Here is a 17,273-nt window from a genome sequence, read left to right as displayed (position 1 = left end):
TAGCATGGATGGCGGGCTTTGTTAACTTTTGTCGGACAAGCTGACATGGGGTGGAACTTGGCAAATCAAGGACCGGAACACACAGGAATATGTTGATACGGCGGCAGGAAAATGAGTATGATTATGGAAAACGGCAATTGAGAGATCGGGGTGTTTCGCGGATGACCAGTCCTTCGGATAACGAAATTACTCCGGAAGAGGTGCGGCGTATAAAGATCCGCTTCTTCAAGGCGCTTCCTTTGTATATGGCAGTCCCTGTCCTGTTGGGGCTGTATTTCTCCTATGCGGCTGGTCCAGGCATCGATTGGAAGGCGTACGGACTCGGAGCCGCCGGTTGGACCGCCACGCTGATCCTGCGGGGGGCCGGTAGCGGCGATAGGGATGAAGCTGCTGTCTCCGGCTCGGGCGCAAGCTCTGGTAGTCGCTTCACCGGGGGTGCTTGAAGAGGGTGTGAGATGGGGGCTGCTCGCGGTAGCCGGAGCCCATATGCCATGGGCGGCGCTATCCATGGGCCAAGGCTGGGCTGCCATCGAGGTCGTGTACGTCATTGTCTCCGGGCAGGCGAAGTTTTCCCTAGATCCAGCCATGATGACGACCACAAGCTCACCATCATCATTTTCTTCTGATACATCATAGCTGAATATGCCAGTGAGATCGCCTGTCTTTTGTTCCCCAATCGAGGGATCATTTCGAATGGCCAGGATCGCATCGAAATAGGCGCGCTTTGGCGGTTTCTCAACGAGTTTTTTAAAATAGCGTTCTGCGGGGCCAAGATAGGTAATGGGAAGCATCTAATCCCCCGTTACATCGCCCCAAAATGCTTCCGTTTCGTCCACGCCATTGAAATTGCGAGCAGCCTCTCCGGATTCGGCAATTAAGTTTTTAACAGCAGCGTGTAGTTCGCTTTTCGGAATTGCCCTCGTTGATATTTGGAACTTCGGTTGGGAAAATGGAACCATCGTACCAGAATTGGGGTTTGAGTTGAGCACAGAATGCGGGCGGGACCGCCGATCGCCGCACCTCTCGCGGACGCCGCTCTTGGCTCCTTCAAGCTTCGAATTTCCTTTGAAAGCCCATGTTTAACCGGCGCGGCTGTGGGATAAGCTGGGCTTAACGGACGTTTCGCAGGCCCTCTGCCATTTGCTGGTTTTATTGGCCTTACCGGGGCTGTTTCTGGTACACTATATTAGTTGAAGCGATATGTTAAGAGAATCGGAATTGCATTCGGAGGAATGAACTTTATGAAGTTAAGCAAAGAGGGTATAGAGCTGCTCGCCCCGGCCGGCGATTGGGACTGTCTCAGAGCGGCTGTAGCCAACGGGGCGAATGCCGTCTTTTTCGGCGTTGAGAAGTTTAATGCGCGGGCCCGGGCGAACAATTTTCATACGGACGAGCTGCCTGATATTATGTCTTTTCTTCATCTGTACGGGGTGAAAGGATTTCTTACTTTCAATATATTGGTGTTCGAGGATGAGCTTGACGAAGCACGCAAGCTGATCGAAGCCTGTATTGACGCGGGGGTGGACGCGGTCATCGTGCAGGACCTGGGCTTGGTCAAGATGATTCGCGACATTTCCCCGGATTTCCCGATCCACGGCTCGACCCAGATGACGATCACTTCTCCGGAAGCGGTCGAGTTCACGAAGCCGTTCGATATCGAACGAGTGGTGCTCGGACGGGAAAATAATCTGAAGCAAATCAAGCAGATCGGCGACCAGGCGAAGCTGCCGATGGAAGTGTTCGTGCACGGCGCGCTGTGCGTCTCGTATTCGGGTCAATGTCTGACCTCGGAGATGTGGGGAGGCCGTTCGGCCAACCGCGGAGAATGCGCTCAAGCCTGTCGTTTGCCTTACGACCTGATGGTGGACGGCGTGCAGAAGCCGATGGGCGATATCGCCTACCTGCTGTCGCCGAAGGATTTGGCCGCGCTGGAGCTCGTTCCCGAGCTGATCGAAGCGGGAGTGACTTCGTTCAAGATCGAAGGCCGGCTTAAGAGTCCGGAGTATGTAGCGAATGTCGTAAGCAAGTACCGCAAGGCGATTGACCGCTACTTCGAAACCGGGCAGGCCAAGCCGACGAAGGAGGAGCTGCGCGAGCTGGAGCAGAGCTTTTCTCGCGGTTTCACCTACGGCTTTCTCAAAGGAACGAACAATAAGCAGTTGGTCGAGGGAACTTACCCGAAAAGCCGCGGCGTCTATGTAGGGCGCGTGAAGCAAATTTTGCGCGACGGCGTGCTCTGCGAGCTCGAAGCGCCGCTGAAGCGTGGGGACGGCATCTGCTTCGACGCCGGGGACCCGACGAAGAAGGAGGAAGGCGGCCGCGTATACGATATTCGCCGCAAAGGCGAGAAGCTGGAAGGCGAGGCGTACGGCGGCTTGATCGAGATCGTGCCCGGGCGCAATGACGTGAACCTGGGCAGAGTTCATGTCGGCGACCGGATCTGGAAGACGAACGACCCGCATCTGGACAAGCGGCTGCGCCAGACGTTCGAGACGGAGAAGCCTTACCGCACATTCCCGGTATCGATCCGCGTCACAGGCAAGCTGGGCGAGCCGCTTAAGAGCTGGTGGACCGACGGGCTAACCGGCCATACGGTCTATGTGGAGTCCGAGCTGCCGCTCGTGCAGGCGGAGAAGCGGCCGATGGACGCCGCGCTGTTCGAGGATCAGTTCGGCCGTCTGGGCGGGACGACGCTGGAGCTTGGAGAGCTTGACGTGCAGCTGGACGGGGCGCTGATCGTGCCGATGCGCGAACTGAACGGCATGCGCCGCAATGCTGCGGCGCAATTGGAGGAGGCGCGCCAAGCTCCGCGCTCGTATATTAAACGCCGCATAACCGCCATGGACGATGCGGCGCCGAAGAACGGCAAGCCGCAGGCTCCGCGGCTTACGGCGCTGTGCCGCAACCTGGAGCAGGTGCGCGCGGCCGCGCGGACGGACGTCGACATGATCTATGCCGACTTCGAATTTATCAAGCAGTTCCCCGCGGCGGTAGAGGCGGCCCGGGAGGCCGGCAAGCGGATCGCTCTGGCGACGCCGCGCATTCATATGCCGGGGGAAACCGGCTACTTTCGCAATATTATGAAGCTGCAGCCCGACGCGGTGCTCGTTCGCAATACGGGGGCTGTCTATTATTACATGAAATACCGTATGGAGCATCCTGAGGAACGTCATCCGGAACTGATCGGAGATTTTTCCTTAAATATAGCGAATCATAAGACAGCCGCTCTGTTCCTCGATGCAGGCTTAAGCAAAGTGACGCCTTCGTACGATCTGAACATTCAGCAGATGGTCGATCTGTTGGAGGTGGCCGATACTTCCAAGCTGGAGGTCGTCATTCATCAGCATATGCCGATGTTCCATACGGAGCACTGCGTGTACTGCACGTTTATGAGCGAGGGGACCGACTATACGAACTGCGGACGCCCGTGCGAAGAGCATCGCTTGTCGCTGCAGGACCGCGTCGGCATGTCTCATCCGGTGCGGGTCGACGAGGGCTGCCGCAATACGGTGTACAATGCCATCGAGCAATCCGGCGCCGAATATGTGCGCAACTTCCTCGACCTCGGGGTAGCCTCCTTCCGGGTGGAGTTTCTGGAGGAAACGCCGGATAAAGTGCTGGAAGTTATCGATTTGTATCAACGCGCTCTGCAGGGCACTATTAGCGGAACGCAGGTTTGGAAAAAGCTCAAAGCGACCAACCAACTGGGCGTTACCCGCGGGCAGTTAGTTAAATAACCGATTGTTTCGTCGGCTCACGCCGAATAATCATCCAGTCTGTCAAGCAGCCGCCGCATCGGTTTGATGCGAAGCCGGCTGCTTTTTTTCGTTGTTTGGCCATGATCGGCTATTTCCTGCGACCCAGCCTTCCGGAAGTGCCGTTTCAGGGAGGCGAACATTCTTTTGAAATTGGCGCGATCTTCTGCTACTATATACATAGATATACGATGCATAGAACAACGAGGTAAATGATTTTGAGATTGAATATGGAGGTGTCATCTCTGGCATGAGTGTCAACAAAGAGCTGCTGAAAGGCAGCACGGGCACGTTAATTTTGACGCTGCTGGAACAAACGGACCGTTACGGCTACGAATTGATCAAAGAGCTGGAGCGAAGCTCCGACGGAACGTTCGTACTCAAGGAAGGTACGCTGTATCCGATACTCCACGGGATGGAGGCGGAACGGTGGGTCGAGTCGTACTGGCGGCAGGCCGACGGCCGCAAACGCAAATATTACCGTCTGACGGATAGCGGGAAGCGGCAGCTTCAGGAGAAGAAGCAGGAATGGCGTTTGTTCCGCAACGCGGTAGACCGGGTGCTGGAGGAGGGACAAGGATGAACCGATTCGATAAACATCCTCTTATCGACGAGTATTTATCCGCCGTGTGCGACCGCGTCAAAGCTAGAGAGCTGCATAAGGAAATCCGGCAGGAGATGGCGGGCCACTTGGAAGAACTGATGAGCGCCAAGCAGGAAGAGGGCTTGGATGAGAAGGCGGCGGCGCAATGGGCGATTCGTCAGATGGGCGATCCCGAGGCGGTCGGCCGCGAGCTTAATAAAGTACATAAACCGCGTATTCCTTGGGGACTCGTCGGCTGGGTAGCCGTCCTGCTCATCATTTCGCTGGTGGCTATGTATGCGGTGGAGCTGGCATATACGGGCAACGAGGGCAATACTGCTCCTTCAGGGCATTTTTTGGTGAAAAAAGCTATGTTTATTGCGGCCGGTTTGCTGGCTATGACGGCGTTCCTGTTCTTTGATTACCGGAAGCTGCAGCATTATTCCTGGGCGATGTATGCGGGGACGCTGCTGGTTGCGCTTGCGACGATGGCATGGGGGCTTCAAGTCAACGGAACGAAGAGCTGGATTGTCGTCGGCCCTATGACCGTCGATTGGATGAGCGTGAGCCCGTTTCTGTTTATCGTGGCCGCCGCCGGATTGCTCCGTCATTGGGGAACGGACTTGAGGTCGCTGGCGCTGCAGCATTTGCTGTTCGTGTTTATTCCTGCAGTAGTGTACGTAATGGCCCCCTCCGTGTCGTCCTTATTGATTTACGCCGCGGCTTATTTGCTGCTTCTGTACACGGCGCGCCAAAGCCGGCTGGCTGTCGCTTCACAGGCGCTCGTCCTCGCGACGATGGGAGCTCTGTACAGCCTGTCTTCGCTCCATGGCAGAGGGCGCCTGGGCGCCTTTTTCGACCGATATGAAGATCCCCTGAATGCGGGGTACATGTACGTTCAAATCGATTCGGCGGTCCGTTCTGCCGGGTGGTGGGGTCACGGCTTCGCCGCCGTCAATACGAAGCTTCCTTATATTTATTCGGATACGCTGTTTACCTATCTGATCTACAGCATGGGATGGCTGGGGGGAGGCGTAGTCGTTACATGCGCCATCTGGTTCGCCATTCATCTCCTGCGTATGTTGTCCGTGGTGAGGGACGGGTACGGGAAGCTGCTGATCAGCGGGGTGTCCGGTTTGTTTATCGTTCAGTATATATGGGGCATCGGCATGTCGGTCGGCCTTCTTCCGATTCTGGGAGGAGTGACTCTGCCGTTTGTCAGCTACGGGGGGACTCATCTGATTGTAGAGCTGGCGGCGATGGGAATTCTGCTCAGCGTTTACCGGCGCAAGGATATGATTCGAATCCCTCAGTAGCTATGAGGCGAAGCAGCGACCTGCGGGTTGCTTGCAAAGCGGCGGGTTTTCTGTCAGAAAACTCACACAGCCTGCTATGCCGCCGGAGACATCGGAGAAAGAGCCGCATTTGCCGTCCGGATGATGACGTCGCAAGTAGAGTGAAAAGGCACAACCTGAGCGAATTTAAGGGTTGTGCTATTTTTTTGGCTGAACCGGCATTCGAAAGCTCCCGGTATTTTGAGGGTGTATTAAGCAAAATGTTTGGAAAATGTTAAGATTTGCATATACAATTTCTTCTTGTGCCAGCCGATAATAAATAAAGAGGAATAAAATAACAAGCAGCCCGCCTCTCGGGCGATGAAGCGGTTAAACATCTTGGGTCCGGCAGCTAGATCAACCATCCGTTCACGCTGGAGAACCGTTTTTGTATACATTTTATTCTTTTCTTGCAACAGTGCACAAAGCAAAACGATACGTAAATGACTTGACCGGAGGGAAGTAAGGAACTCATGATCGACATTCACTCACACTTGATTCCGGGCATAGATGACGGGGCGAAGGATATGGAGGAGTCTATCGCCATGGCGAGGGCTGCTGTCGAGGAGGGGATACATACGCTGATTGCTACTCCGCATCATGCCAACGGCAAATATGATAATCCCTGGAATCAGGTTGTACAAGCCGTTCGTGAAGTGAATGAGGCGCTTGAGACGCAGGGGATTCCGCTGACGGTGTTATCCGGGCAGGAAATTCGCGTTTACGACCGTTTATTGGAGGATCTTCATAACGACATAGCGGGTACGCTGCATTCCACACCATACATATTAATCGAATTTCCGACCCGGGAGATACCTAGAGAAACGGATTCGTTGTTTCACGAGCTGCGCGTCATGGGGTTGATTCCGGTCATTGCCCATCCGGAGAGAAACGTCGAGCTGGCCGAGAGCCCTTCCAAGCTGGAGCGGCTGATCCGCCAAGGCGCGCTCTCCCAGATTACGAGCCACTCGATTAACGGGCTGTTCGGCAAGAAAATACAGAAGCTATCGTTAGAGATGTGCAAGCATCATCTGGCGCATTTCATTGCTTCCGACGCCCATAATATGAAGTACAGGGCATTCGGATTGCGCGAAGCCTACGCGCTGCTGGCGAGACAATTGGGGGATCGTCTTGTACAGGGCTATATGGACAATGCGGAGAAGCTGGTTCGGGGCGAGGCGGTGCAAGTGCCGGAACCGGGCTGGCGAGAGAAGGCTTGGTGGAAGTTTTGGTAGTTTGGTAGGGTGTCATAATTTGCTAGAATTTCGTTGACAGCACGAATACGACCATGGTACTATAAGTTGGGTTATTTTACTATTTGTGTTTGAAGTTCTCAGCGAATACGGCCTATAGGAATGATATAGGCTTATTGGTCTTGGGGATAATAGGACTATTTTCCTAAAATTTCGTTAATATTTGATTACTAACCTTGAGGTGATGATAGAATGACGATGAAGAAGAAACTGGTAGTATCTACCGTAGCGGCGAGTTTAGTATTCAGTTCTCTGGCTGGACTGCCTGTCAGCACGAAGGGATTGCTGGAGAAGCTCGGCGTTGGAGCGGAGGTTGCGCAAGCGGCTGCTCCGGGATTGAATACGATTGTCAACGAATTGAACAAAGTGCACAGCTATGTGTGGACCGACGATGAGAAGGCTTCCATCAGCCAGGCCCGCGCTAAACTGAACGCTTTGGGCAACAATGCGGAAGACACTGCTCTTGTGAGCGAAGTGACAGCGAGAATCAACAGCAAGCTGAGCGCGGTGGAAGATCCGAGCGAATTCGATCAGTTGACGGATGCGAACATTCTGAAGCTGTTCAGCGCTCTTAACGTGTTCTTTAACGTTGAAGCGATAGAGGAAAATACGGAAGACGGCACCAGTCTTGCCGACGCTCTGGTTAGCAAGGAACTGCGTCCGGTGATCAAGCAGCTGGCTAAACTGGGCGGCAGCAGCAAGGACGACCTGTCGGTTCAAGATGCGGCGGACTTCGCGATTGCTGTCGAAGCGGCTCTGAAGGCTCAATTGGCCGATAAGGATTTCGACAATTTGGCGAAGCTGGCTACCGACGTACAAGCGATGAAAGATATTATCAAAGCAGCCGTAGACAGTGTTATGAACAACAAAGCGCTTAAATTCAGCACTGTGCTCAGTAATATAGGTATTACGGTGGACGATGTGGCAGCCGTTACGAATAAAATCGTCGCTGCAGTCGATCCGAAACGCGAAGCGGCTACGACCATTGCGCTGGCGCTGCTGCGTTCCGAAGCGAATACGACGTTCGCGAGAACAAGCGATTATATCGAAAACTCGCAAACGCAAAATTACCAATTCACGATTTTGGGCAAAACGTTGCCGAACATTTTGGTCTGGACCTCTTCTAACGCAAACATCGCGGTTGCGTATGTAGAAGACAGCGGCAAAATCAAGACGACGCAGACTGGAACGGGATCGGTAACAACGACGCTGGAAGGCAAAATCGTGGCTCCGGGAACGCTGCTGGACAATAAAGTATTGGTAAGACAAACGGTTACTTCTGCCTACAATCCGGTTAAGAACAATAACAATAAAGGCGGCGGCGGTGGAGGTGGCGGCGGTATCGTAACCAGCCCTGTGAATCAAGCCTCCAATAACGCGCAAAGCACTTTAAGCAGTATCAAGGATCAGCTGAAGAACGCATCTGAAGAGAAGCGCCAGCAACTCATAGAGCAAGCAAGAGCGGCCGTTGCCGAGACGATTGCTCAAATCACGCAAATCGATTTGTCCTCGTCGATTGCCGCAAACGGCGATAAAGGCGTGGCGAAGCTGGACACAGCCGCTCTGGTTCAACAAATTCAAGAAATCGCTGCCGAGAGCCAGAAGCTGTTCGATGCCTTGAAAGAGATCGATCCTGATGCTGCGCCTTCCAAGCTGGAGCTTACCTTGAATCTGGGCGATATTACCGTGAAGACGCTTGAGATTCCTTTGGCCAAAGAACTGCTTGCCGCAGCTAAAGATAATGGCATCGATAAAATCGCCGTAAGCATTAAAGGCGTTACGTTTGCGCTTGATCCTAGAACGTTCAGCGCGGATACGACGCTGACCATCGGCAAGAAAGATGCCGACGCAGCGACCAGTGTAACCCAGCTTCCGGTAGCATCTGGAGTGTTCGAATTCGAATTTAGTTCGAACGGCGCTGCAGTGACGAATTTCTCCAGTCCTGTCGAGGTTCGTCTGGCGGTTGCAGACCCTTCCAAGTTCGATACGGAGAAGCTGGTGCTCGCTAAGATCGTCGACGGCAAATTGGAGTTCTACGGCGGTAAATATAACGCTAAGGACAGACAATTCAACGGCAAAAGAAAATCCTTCTCGACCTATACGGTAGTTGAAAACAACGTCGTCTTCAATGACACGGCTTCGGTAAAAGCTTGGGCCGGACGCCAAATTGAAGTCGCTGCCGCTAAAGGCATTCTGGAAGGACGCGGCGATAACGAGTTTGTGCCTAACGGTACGGTAACTCGCGCCGAATTTGCGAAAATGATCGTCAAAACTTTCGGTCTTGAGGATGCGTCCGCAACTGAAAACTTTAGCGATGTGAACGACAACGATTGGTTCAAACCGTATGTTGCGGCAGCCGTGAAGAGCGGTCTGGTGAACGGAAGAGAAGAAGGCAAGTTCGATCCGAACGGTCAAATTACCCGTGCCGAAATGGCGACGATCGCGGCAAGAGCCTTGCAATCCGTGAATGGAGCGAAAGCGGCTTCCGATGTGGACGCTGCGCTGAAAGCCTTCACTGACGCCGATTCGATTCACGAATCTTTGAAAGCCGGTGTAGCTCTGTCCGTAGGAGAAGGAATTATTGTCGGTGAAGACAACAATAAATTCAATCCGAACGCTGACTCTACTCGCGCGCAAGCAGCTGTGGTCATTTATCGTCTGTTGAATAAATAAGCAGGGAACCGATGTAAACCTCCTCTTCTTTGCGGGGAGGTTTACAGTTTCTTTTTCCTACTTGGTGCCCGTAAGCCGATTTGACAAGACAAGATAGCTGCACGCTGTTTTCCGACGAATGGAGGTCAATAATGGAACTGGATCTGAAGGATTATATTAAGATCATCAAGAAGAGGATCTGGATAATCATTGCAATCGTATTGGTTTGCACCGTAGTGACCGGTGCGGCCAGTTATTTTTTCATACAGCCTGTCTATGAGGCGTCGACCAAGCTGATCGTGAACAAGTCGAACGAACGGCTCGGTCTGGATCAGGTCGACATTAACTCGATCAACTTGAATATCCGGCTGATTGATACTTACAAGGAAGTTATCAAGACGCCTCGCATTATGGATAAAGTAGTACAAGATTACCCTGAGTTTCAGTTGACGGCGGAAGAGCTGATCAAGAAGATCAAGGTTAGCTCGGTTAACAACACGCAGGTGATGACGGTAGTCGTCCAGGATCATTCCTACGAGAAAGCGGCCAACATCGTCAATGCGGTGTCCAAAGTGTTCCAGAGGGAGATTCCGTCCATTATGAAGGTGGATAACGTATCCCTCTTGAATGAAGCGCAAGTGAGCGAGAAGCCGGTGCCGGTGAAGCCGAATCCCAAGCTCAACATTGCGATCAGCTTTGTCGTATCCTTGATGGCGGCGGTAGGGCTCGCCTTCCTGCTCGACTATTTGGATGATTCCATCAAGACGGAAGAAGATGTCAAGGAATTCCTCGAGCTGCCGACGCTGGCGATGATCGCCCGTATCGAAGCCGACGATCTGATCAACCATAAATCTTCAACATCCCAGCAGCGACAGGCAGGTGAGACGACTCGTGTTACCGTCAACCAATAGCAGACCTATCATTACGCACGATAATCCGAAATCGCCGATCTCGGAAGCTTACCGGTCACTGAGAACGAACATTCAATTCTCGGCGATCGATGAGGAAATCCGGACGATTATGGTCACCTCGGCCGGGCCGGGCGAAGGGAAATCGACGACGATCACGAATCTTGCCGTAGCCTACGCTCAATCGGATATGCATGTTGTCCTTATCGATGCGGATCTTCGCAAGCCGACGATGCATCATACGTTTAACTTGAGCAATCGGGTCGGGTTGACGAACGCGCTGTCCTCCCGGGGTATGATCTCGGACGTAATACGGGAGACGAAAATTCCGAATTTGTCGGTTATCACCTCCGGGCCGATTCCGCCGAATCCTTCGGAGATGCTCGCTTCGAAACGGATGGGAGTATTGATCGAAGAGCTAAAAGAACAATACGATATGATCCTGATCGATACGCCGCCGGCTCTGGCGGTAACCGATGCCCAGATTGTAGCGTCCAAGAGCGACGGGGTTATCCTTGTCATCGACTCCGGTAAAGTGAAGCGGGAGATTGCGATGAAGGCCAAGGCGAACCTGGATTATGTGAAGGCGAGAATCTTGGGCGTTGTACTGAATAATATGAATCGCAAGAGCTCGGAATCGTATTATTACTACTATTACGGCAACAAAGAATAACGAAGAACGGATAACGGGGGATGAACATGGGCCAGGACAAGCGAATATCGCTGATGATTATCATAGACATACTTATCATATGGATGAGTATTCTCTCTTCATACTATATTCGTTTCGACGGGCGGATACCCCCCTCTTCCTGGCAGCAAGCCTTGTTATATTTGGCTGTTTCCTCCGTTATCTGTATTCTGTCCATGCGATTCTTTAAGCTGTATAACCGGGTGTGGCAATACGCCAGCGTAGGCGAGATGGTGACCATATTCAAGGCGGTAACCGTCGGTGTCTTCGTATCCTACGTCCTCCTCTATGCGTTCACCTTGCATAGAGTGCCTTATTCCATCTTATTGCGCAATTACGAAACGATGCTTTTGTTCATAGGAGGCTCGCGCTTTACATGGCGCGTCGTCCGAGACCGGATCGCGAAGCCGGTCAACCATCATAAGAAGGCGCTCATCATCGGCGCCGGCGATTGCGGTGTGCTGATTGCCAAAGAGATGATCAATACCTCGGATGCCGTGCTGTATCCGGTCGCATTCATCGACGATGATGCGAACAAGCAAAACCAGCGGATTTATAATCTCCCGGTAGTAGGCACGAGGGAGAACATAGCGGAAGTCGCCGAGCAAATGAACATCGACGAAATCATCATTGCGATTCCTTCGCTGAATCGCCAGGAAACGACCAAAATTATCGAAATTTGCAAGCAAACCAAAGCCAAGATGAAAATCATTCCCAAGATCAATTCCCTCATCGACGGATCGGTCACCGTTAAGGAAATTCGCGATGTCGAAGTGGAGGATCTGCTGGGCCGCGATCCGATCAGCGTCGATCTGGACGGAATCGCCAATTACGTAGAGCGCAAGACGATCCTGGTCACAGGGGCGGGCGGTTCCATCGGTTCCGAGCTGTGCCGGCAGATTGCGCCGTTCCATCCTAAGCAGCTGCTGCTGCTCGGACATGGAGAGAACAGTATTTACTTAATCGAGATGGAAATGAGACGGAGTTTTCCGGATCTTCATATAGAGACGATTATCGCAGATATTCAGGACCGGGAGCGGATCAACGAAGTGTTCGCCAAGTATCGGCCTGAAGTCGTATTCCATGCGGCGGCCCATAAGCATGTGCCGCTTATGGAGCGCAATCCTGCGGAAGCGGTAAAAAATAATGTATTCGGCACGAAGAACGTGGCTGAAGCGGCGGATCGCTACAGCTGTGAGCGATTCGTTCTTATTTCATCGGATAAAGCGGTGAACCCGACGAGCATTATGGGGACGACCAAGCGAATCGCCGAGATGGTCATTCAGTCGCTGGATAAGACGAGCAAGACGAAGTTCGTAGCGGTCCGGTTCGGCAATGTGCTCGGAAGTCGCGGCAGCGTCATCCCGTACTTCAAGGAGCAGATCGCAAGAGGCGGCCCGGTGACAGTAACGCACAAGGATATGATCCGTTACTTTATGACGATTCCAGAGGCTGTGCAGCTCGTTATTCAAGCCGGAGCCTTCGCCCAAGGCGGCGAGATCTTCATTCTGGACATGGGTGAGCCGGTTCGGATCGTTCAACTGGCGGAGGACCTGATCCGTTTGTCCGGATTCATCCCGTATGATGAGATTAACATCGAGTTCACGGGGATTCGCCCCGGCGAGAAGCTCTACGAAGAACTGCTTACAAGCGAGGAGGGCCTCGCCTCGACCAAGCACGACCGGATCTTCGTCGGTAAGCCGACCATCATCAATAAGTCCGAGCTGGAGATGGAGATCAAAGCGCTGGAGCGTGTCCTGCTGGAGGACCGCAGCCAGATTGAAGATGAACTGAAGCATATTGTCCCTACATTCCTTAATGTATCTTAAACTTCCGAGACCAATGGACAAGGTGGGTGAGCCTCATGAAAAAAGCGACCTATATCATACTTTTTCTTGTTGTCACTCTCGGTATCGGCGGATATGCGGCCTCGAATTACATCATTAGCTATTTTCTGCAAAGCATGATTTCTTCGGAAACGGCAACCATGCTGGAAGCTGCGGCAGGCAGCTCTGCACCTGAACAGGAATCCAAGGCCCCAGCCACTGAACAAGCCCAACAAACGAATAACCCGACTGCAGGCTCATCCTCCAAATCTGTTCCAACAGACCCCGGGGACGGGCCCGTTCAGCTTGAAGAGTCAGTCAAGCCCGGAGGTTCTGCGCAGGGTAAGCAGGAAACCAAGAGCGGCAGTTCCGAAAAGAGCGGACAGGAAACGGATTCGACCGAAGGGATGAAATATAGCCCCGAGGTTTCCTCGGATAAGGCAAAAACTGTGGAACAATCCATTACAGCCAAGGAAAAAGCGCAGATTTTATCCGTATTGATCAGAAAACTTAGCACGGACGAGCTGCAGCTATTCGTGAAGATGGCCAGCAACGGCATTTCCGTCGAAGAGAAGAAGGAAGCGAAGAAGATTATTCTGCAGAAACTAACGGAAGAAGAGTATGATCAACTGATCTCTATCGCGGCCAAGTACGGGTTAAGTCAAGGGAAGAGCTATAAGGAATCGAAGAAAGAGTGAACGGAATGAACAAGGGGGATATAGAGAGATGAAAGTAAGAAAAGCGATTATTCCAGCGGCGGGGTTAGGGACGAGGTTTCTGCCTGCGACCAAAGCGATGCCCAAGGAAATGCTGCCGATCGTCGACAAACCGACGATTCAATATATTGTAGAAGAAGCGGTCGAATCGGGAATTGAAGATATTATTATCGTGACGGGCAAGGGCAAGCGTGCGATCGAAGACCACTTCGATAACTCCTTCGAGCTGGAGCAGAACCTGTTGGAGAAGGGCAAGCTGGAGCTGCTGAATGAAGTTCAGAAATCGTCCAAAATGGTCGATATTCATTATATACGGCAGAAGGAAGCTAGAGGATTAGGACATGCCGTATGGTGCGCTCGGAAGTTCATCGGCAATGAACCGTTCGCTGTACTTCTCGGCGACGATATCGTCAAGGCGGAGAAGCCTTGCTTGAGACAAATGATCGAGCAGTACAACAAGTATAACTCTTCAATTATCGGCATCCAGCCGGTCGAGGCAACGGAAGTTTCCCGATATGGCATTGTAGACGGTTTCTCGTTGGAAGACCGCGTCTACCGAGTGAATAACCTGGTGGAGAAGCCGAAGCAAGAGGACGCCCCTTCGAACCTGGCCATTATGGGGCGGTACATTTTAAATCCTCGGATCTTTGAGATTTTGGAAAACCAGACCCCGGGTGCAGGTGGAGAGATCCAACTCACGGATGCCATTGCTGAACTGAATCGCATGGAAGCCGTCTTCGCCTATAACTTCGAAGGCATACGGTATGATGTCGGTGAGAAGCTTGGATTTATTAAGACGACGATTGAGTTTGCTTTAGATAGGACTGATTTACATCGAGAACTAATTGAATATCTTCATGAAGTACTTGATAAGGAAGTTATTAAAAAATATTAATAGTTATTAGATCTAAGTGTCCAATCTGGCTTATGGCTTTAAAAGGGGGAGGGAATAGTGTTGTATAAAAAGTATCTAAAGAGAATAGCAGATATTACAGCGTCTTTAGTAATGATGCCATTCCTGCTTCCCGTTATTGGTATATGTGCACTTCTTATAAAAATAGAAGACGGTGGCCCGGTATTTTATTGTGGTAAAAGATTGGGGAGAGATGGACGTATCTTCAAAATGTATAAATTACGTTCAATGCGTGTTAATGCCCCGGATTTACGAAATGCAGATGGCTCTACTTTTAATGCTGATGATGACCCAAGGTTAACTAGTATAGGTAAAATTGTTAGAAAGACCAGTCTTGATGAATTGCCGCAGTTATTTAATGTTCTGGTAGGGGATATGAGCTTTATAGGTCCTAGACCAGACTTGCCAGAGCATGTTAACTATTACGTGGATGATGAGGTGAGGAAATTAGAAGTGCTTCCTGGAATTACTGGGTATAACCAAGCTTACTATAGAAATTCTGCTGAATGGAAGCAGAGAATAAAAAATGATGTTTATTATATAGATAACATTTCAGTTGTCCTGGATATTAAAATCATTTTAGCAACTATTATTGGTATCTTTATGCGAAAGGGAGTTTACATAAGCGGTAGCGAAAGCGAAAGAGGTATAAATGGAAAACAATAGGGGTTTCGTTAATGAGTTATTTGGTAAGAATTTCGAGATCAATGAATTAGATTGGGATACTAACTACTTTGGTGTTAGATCAGCCAAGGTAGTGTTAAAAGATTGCGTGATTGAAGGCGAGCGAGAAGATATTATTGAGCATTTGAAACCATTTGATTTCGTTACGATATTAAATAATGGAAATAACAGCTCGAATAATATTTGGTTAGGGCGAGAAACTAATGCTTTTCTTACTGATGTTAATATTCAGTTTACAAAAGCTCTAAAGGAAAAACCAGTATGCGTAAGCGATATCGCAAAAGTATACCAAGGTTACCACAGAGATGAAGAATTGTTGGAAATCGCCCGTAATACCTTTGAATACTCGCGTTTTTTTAATGATCCATACTTGCCTAGCGATAAATCGAAAAATATCTATGTACATTGGGCCGCTAGTGCTTTTGATAACCCTAAAAGGTTTTTTACTATTATAAAAGTAAACGAAAAAACTGTGGGTTTTATTTTATTCTCAATGCGTTTTGAAGACCTAAGTGCTACGGTAGAACTAATAGCAGTTAATAGTGAATATAAAGGACAACATATCGGAAAAACATTAATATCCTGTTTTGAGTCGTATGTTTTTGATAATGGAATAAGGATGATAAAAGTAGGTACTCAATCTGATAATATGTTGGCTGCAGGTTTCTATACTTCGTGTGGGTTTAAATATAGTAAATCTAGTACGGTTTACCATTACTGGCCGAAGAAATAACTCTTTTATGGAGATGAAATTATGAACCTAGATAAAAGAAAAGAATTTTTGTCTTATTGCCTTCCTGATATTACCAGTTCCGAGATTAATGAAGTTATAAATACTTTGAAATCAGGTTGGTTGGCAAAAGGACCGAAGACGATAGAATTTGAGAAACGGTTTGCAGAGTATGTTGGCTCAAAATATGCAATAGGTATGAACTCTGCTACGGCAGCCCTTCATATTTCTTTGCTTGCAGCAGGGGTTGGGCCTGGGGATGAGGTTATTACCACTCCTATGACTTTTGCTGCTTCCGCCAATACAATAATTCATACTGGTGCCAAACCAGTGTTTGTTGATGTAGACCCAGAAACAGGCTGCATTGACCCAGATGAAATTACAAAGAACATAACCCCGCTTACAAAAGCAATTGTACCGGTTCATTACGCTGGGCAAGCTTGTGATCTTGATACTATATACGAAATATCTGAGAAGAACAATTTATTTGTTTCCGAGGATGCAGCTCACGGTTTGTACACCGAGTATAAAGGACGTATGATAGGTGATTGTCCTAAAGGGACGGTATCATACAGTTTTTATGCAACTAAAAACCTTGCAACGGGAGAAGGTGGCATGTTAGTTACGGATAATGAGGAAATAGCTAACAAGGCAAGGGTCCTAATAACACATGGTATGAGTAGAAATGCATGGAATCGTTACGCCAAGGGGGGCTCTTGGATGTATGATATACAGGAGCCCGGATATAAGTATAATATGTTTGACTTACAAGCAGCCTTAGGTTTGAAGCAACTGGAGCGTCTAAGCGAAATGCAAGAAAGACGAGAAGAGATTGCTGAAATATATAATGAAGCTTTTAAATGCTTAGACGGAATCGAAATTCCTAAAATATCCGAATACACAACAAATCATAGTTGGCATTTATATATTGTTAAAATTAACGGAGAACACGTTAATATTAGCAGAGATCAGTTCATTACAGAATTAGCTAATAGAAATGTTGGAACAAGCGTCCATTTTATTCCTTTACATTTAATGAGTGCTTACAGAGATCGGTATGGATATAAACTAGGGGACTTTCCAATTGCAGAGAAATGGTTTGAAAACATCGTTTCACTGCCATTATATCCGACAATGACAAATTCAGATGTGCAATATGTCATTGATGCGGTGAAAGATATAGTTACGAGATCTGCTTTAATGAAAGTTATATAGTTTAAAGAGGTGC

The 17,273-nt window shown here is 49.9% G+C and carries 14 protein-coding genes; 13 read left to right on the top strand and 1 reads right to left on the bottom strand.

Annotated elements, in window-relative coordinates; translation table 11 throughout:
- Positions 1–65: 65 nt before the first annotated feature.
- Positions 66–791 (bottom strand): type II toxin-antitoxin system RelE/ParE family toxin, encoded by a 726-nt coding sequence (locus N0M98_RS07095; protein ID WP_259617403.1) that lies wholly within the window; start codon positions 789–791, stop codon positions 66–68.
- 441 nt (positions 792–1,232) lie between these two features.
- Here N0M98_RS07095 and N0M98_RS07090 point away from each other — a divergent pair, with 441 nt between their 5' ends.
- The 13 genes from N0M98_RS07090 (at position 1,233) to N0M98_RS07030 (ending at position 17,260) form a co-directional block, all read left to right on the top strand.
- On the top strand, positions 1,233–3,737 hold the full coding sequence (locus tag N0M98_RS07090; RefSeq protein WP_259617402.1) for a U32 family peptidase: 2,505 nt from the start codon (positions 1,233–1,235) through the stop codon (positions 3,735–3,737).
- Positions 3,738–4,005: 268 nt separating this feature from the next.
- Positions 4,006–4,338 carry a PadR family transcriptional regulator gene (locus N0M98_RS07085; protein ID WP_259617401.1) on the top strand — a complete coding sequence of 111 codons (333 nt, stop codon included), beginning with the start codon at positions 4,006–4,008 and terminating at the stop codon, positions 4,336–4,338.
- The gene (locus tag N0M98_RS07080; RefSeq protein WP_259617400.1) at positions 4,335–5,654 is read left to right on the top strand and encodes an FtsW/RodA/SpoVE family cell cycle protein; all 1,320 of its coding nucleotides are present in this window, start codon (positions 4,335–4,337) and stop codon (positions 5,652–5,654) included. The genes N0M98_RS07085 and N0M98_RS07080 overlap by 4 nt, the downstream gene beginning before the upstream one ends.
- 491 nt (positions 5,655–6,145) lie before the next feature.
- Positions 6,146–6,907 carry a tyrosine-protein phosphatase gene (locus N0M98_RS07075; RefSeq protein WP_259617399.1) on the top strand — a complete coding sequence of 254 codons (762 nt, stop codon included), beginning with the start codon at positions 6,146–6,148 and terminating at the stop codon, positions 6,905–6,907.
- Positions 6,908–7,123: 216 nt separating this feature from the next.
- On the top strand, positions 7,124–9,598 hold the full coding sequence (locus N0M98_RS07070) for an S-layer homology domain-containing protein (protein ID WP_259617398.1): 2,475 nt from the start codon (positions 7,124–7,126) through the stop codon (positions 9,596–9,598).
- A gap of 131 nt (positions 9,599–9,729) precedes the next feature.
- Positions 9,730–10,488 carry a YveK family protein gene (locus tag N0M98_RS07065; protein WP_249860120.1) on the top strand — a complete coding sequence of 253 codons (759 nt, stop codon included), beginning with the start codon at positions 9,730–9,732 and terminating at the stop codon, positions 10,486–10,488.
- A complete protein-coding gene (locus N0M98_RS07060) occupies positions 10,469–11,158 on the top strand; it encodes a CpsD/CapB family tyrosine-protein kinase (protein WP_259617397.1) in 690 nt (229 codons plus the stop codon). Before N0M98_RS07065 ends, N0M98_RS07060 begins: the two co-directional genes overlap by 20 nt.
- A gap of 26 nt (positions 11,159–11,184) precedes the next feature.
- On the top strand, positions 11,185–13,005 hold the full coding sequence (locus N0M98_RS07055) for a polysaccharide biosynthesis protein (protein WP_259617396.1): 1,821 nt from the start codon (positions 11,185–11,187) through the stop codon (positions 13,003–13,005).
- A 35-nt stretch (positions 13,006–13,040) separates the two neighbouring features.
- A complete protein-coding gene (locus N0M98_RS07050) occupies positions 13,041–13,700 on the top strand; it encodes a hypothetical protein (protein ID WP_259617395.1) in 660 nt (219 codons plus the stop codon).
- A gap of 28 nt (positions 13,701–13,728) precedes the next feature.
- Positions 13,729–14,613, top strand: a complete 885-nt coding sequence (gene galU, locus N0M98_RS07045; protein WP_259617394.1) for a UTP--glucose-1-phosphate uridylyltransferase GalU — start codon at positions 13,729–13,731, stop codon at positions 14,611–14,613.
- A gap of 57 nt (positions 14,614–14,670) precedes the next feature.
- Positions 14,671–15,297, top strand: a complete 627-nt coding sequence (locus N0M98_RS07040) for a sugar transferase (RefSeq protein ID WP_375295453.1) — start codon at positions 14,671–14,673, stop codon at positions 15,295–15,297.
- Positions 15,284–16,048: a GNAT family N-acetyltransferase gene (locus N0M98_RS07035; protein WP_259617392.1), complete on the top strand. Its 765-nt coding sequence runs from the start codon at positions 15,284–15,286 to the stop codon at positions 16,046–16,048. Before N0M98_RS07040 ends, N0M98_RS07035 begins: the two co-directional genes overlap by 14 nt.
- 21 nt (positions 16,049–16,069) lie before the next feature.
- The gene (locus N0M98_RS07030) at positions 16,070–17,260 is read left to right on the top strand and encodes a DegT/DnrJ/EryC1/StrS family aminotransferase (RefSeq protein WP_259617391.1); all 1,191 of its coding nucleotides are present in this window, start codon (positions 16,070–16,072) and stop codon (positions 17,258–17,260) included.
- Positions 17,261–17,273 lie beyond the last annotated feature (13 nt).

The sequence above is a fragment of the Paenibacillus doosanensis genome (genome assembly GCF_025060755.1).
In the GTDB taxonomy this organism is placed as follows: domain Bacteria; phylum Bacillota; class Bacilli; order Paenibacillales; family NBRC-103111; genus Paenibacillus_S; species Paenibacillus_S doosanensis.
This window is presented reverse-complemented; position numbering and strand designations above follow the sequence as displayed.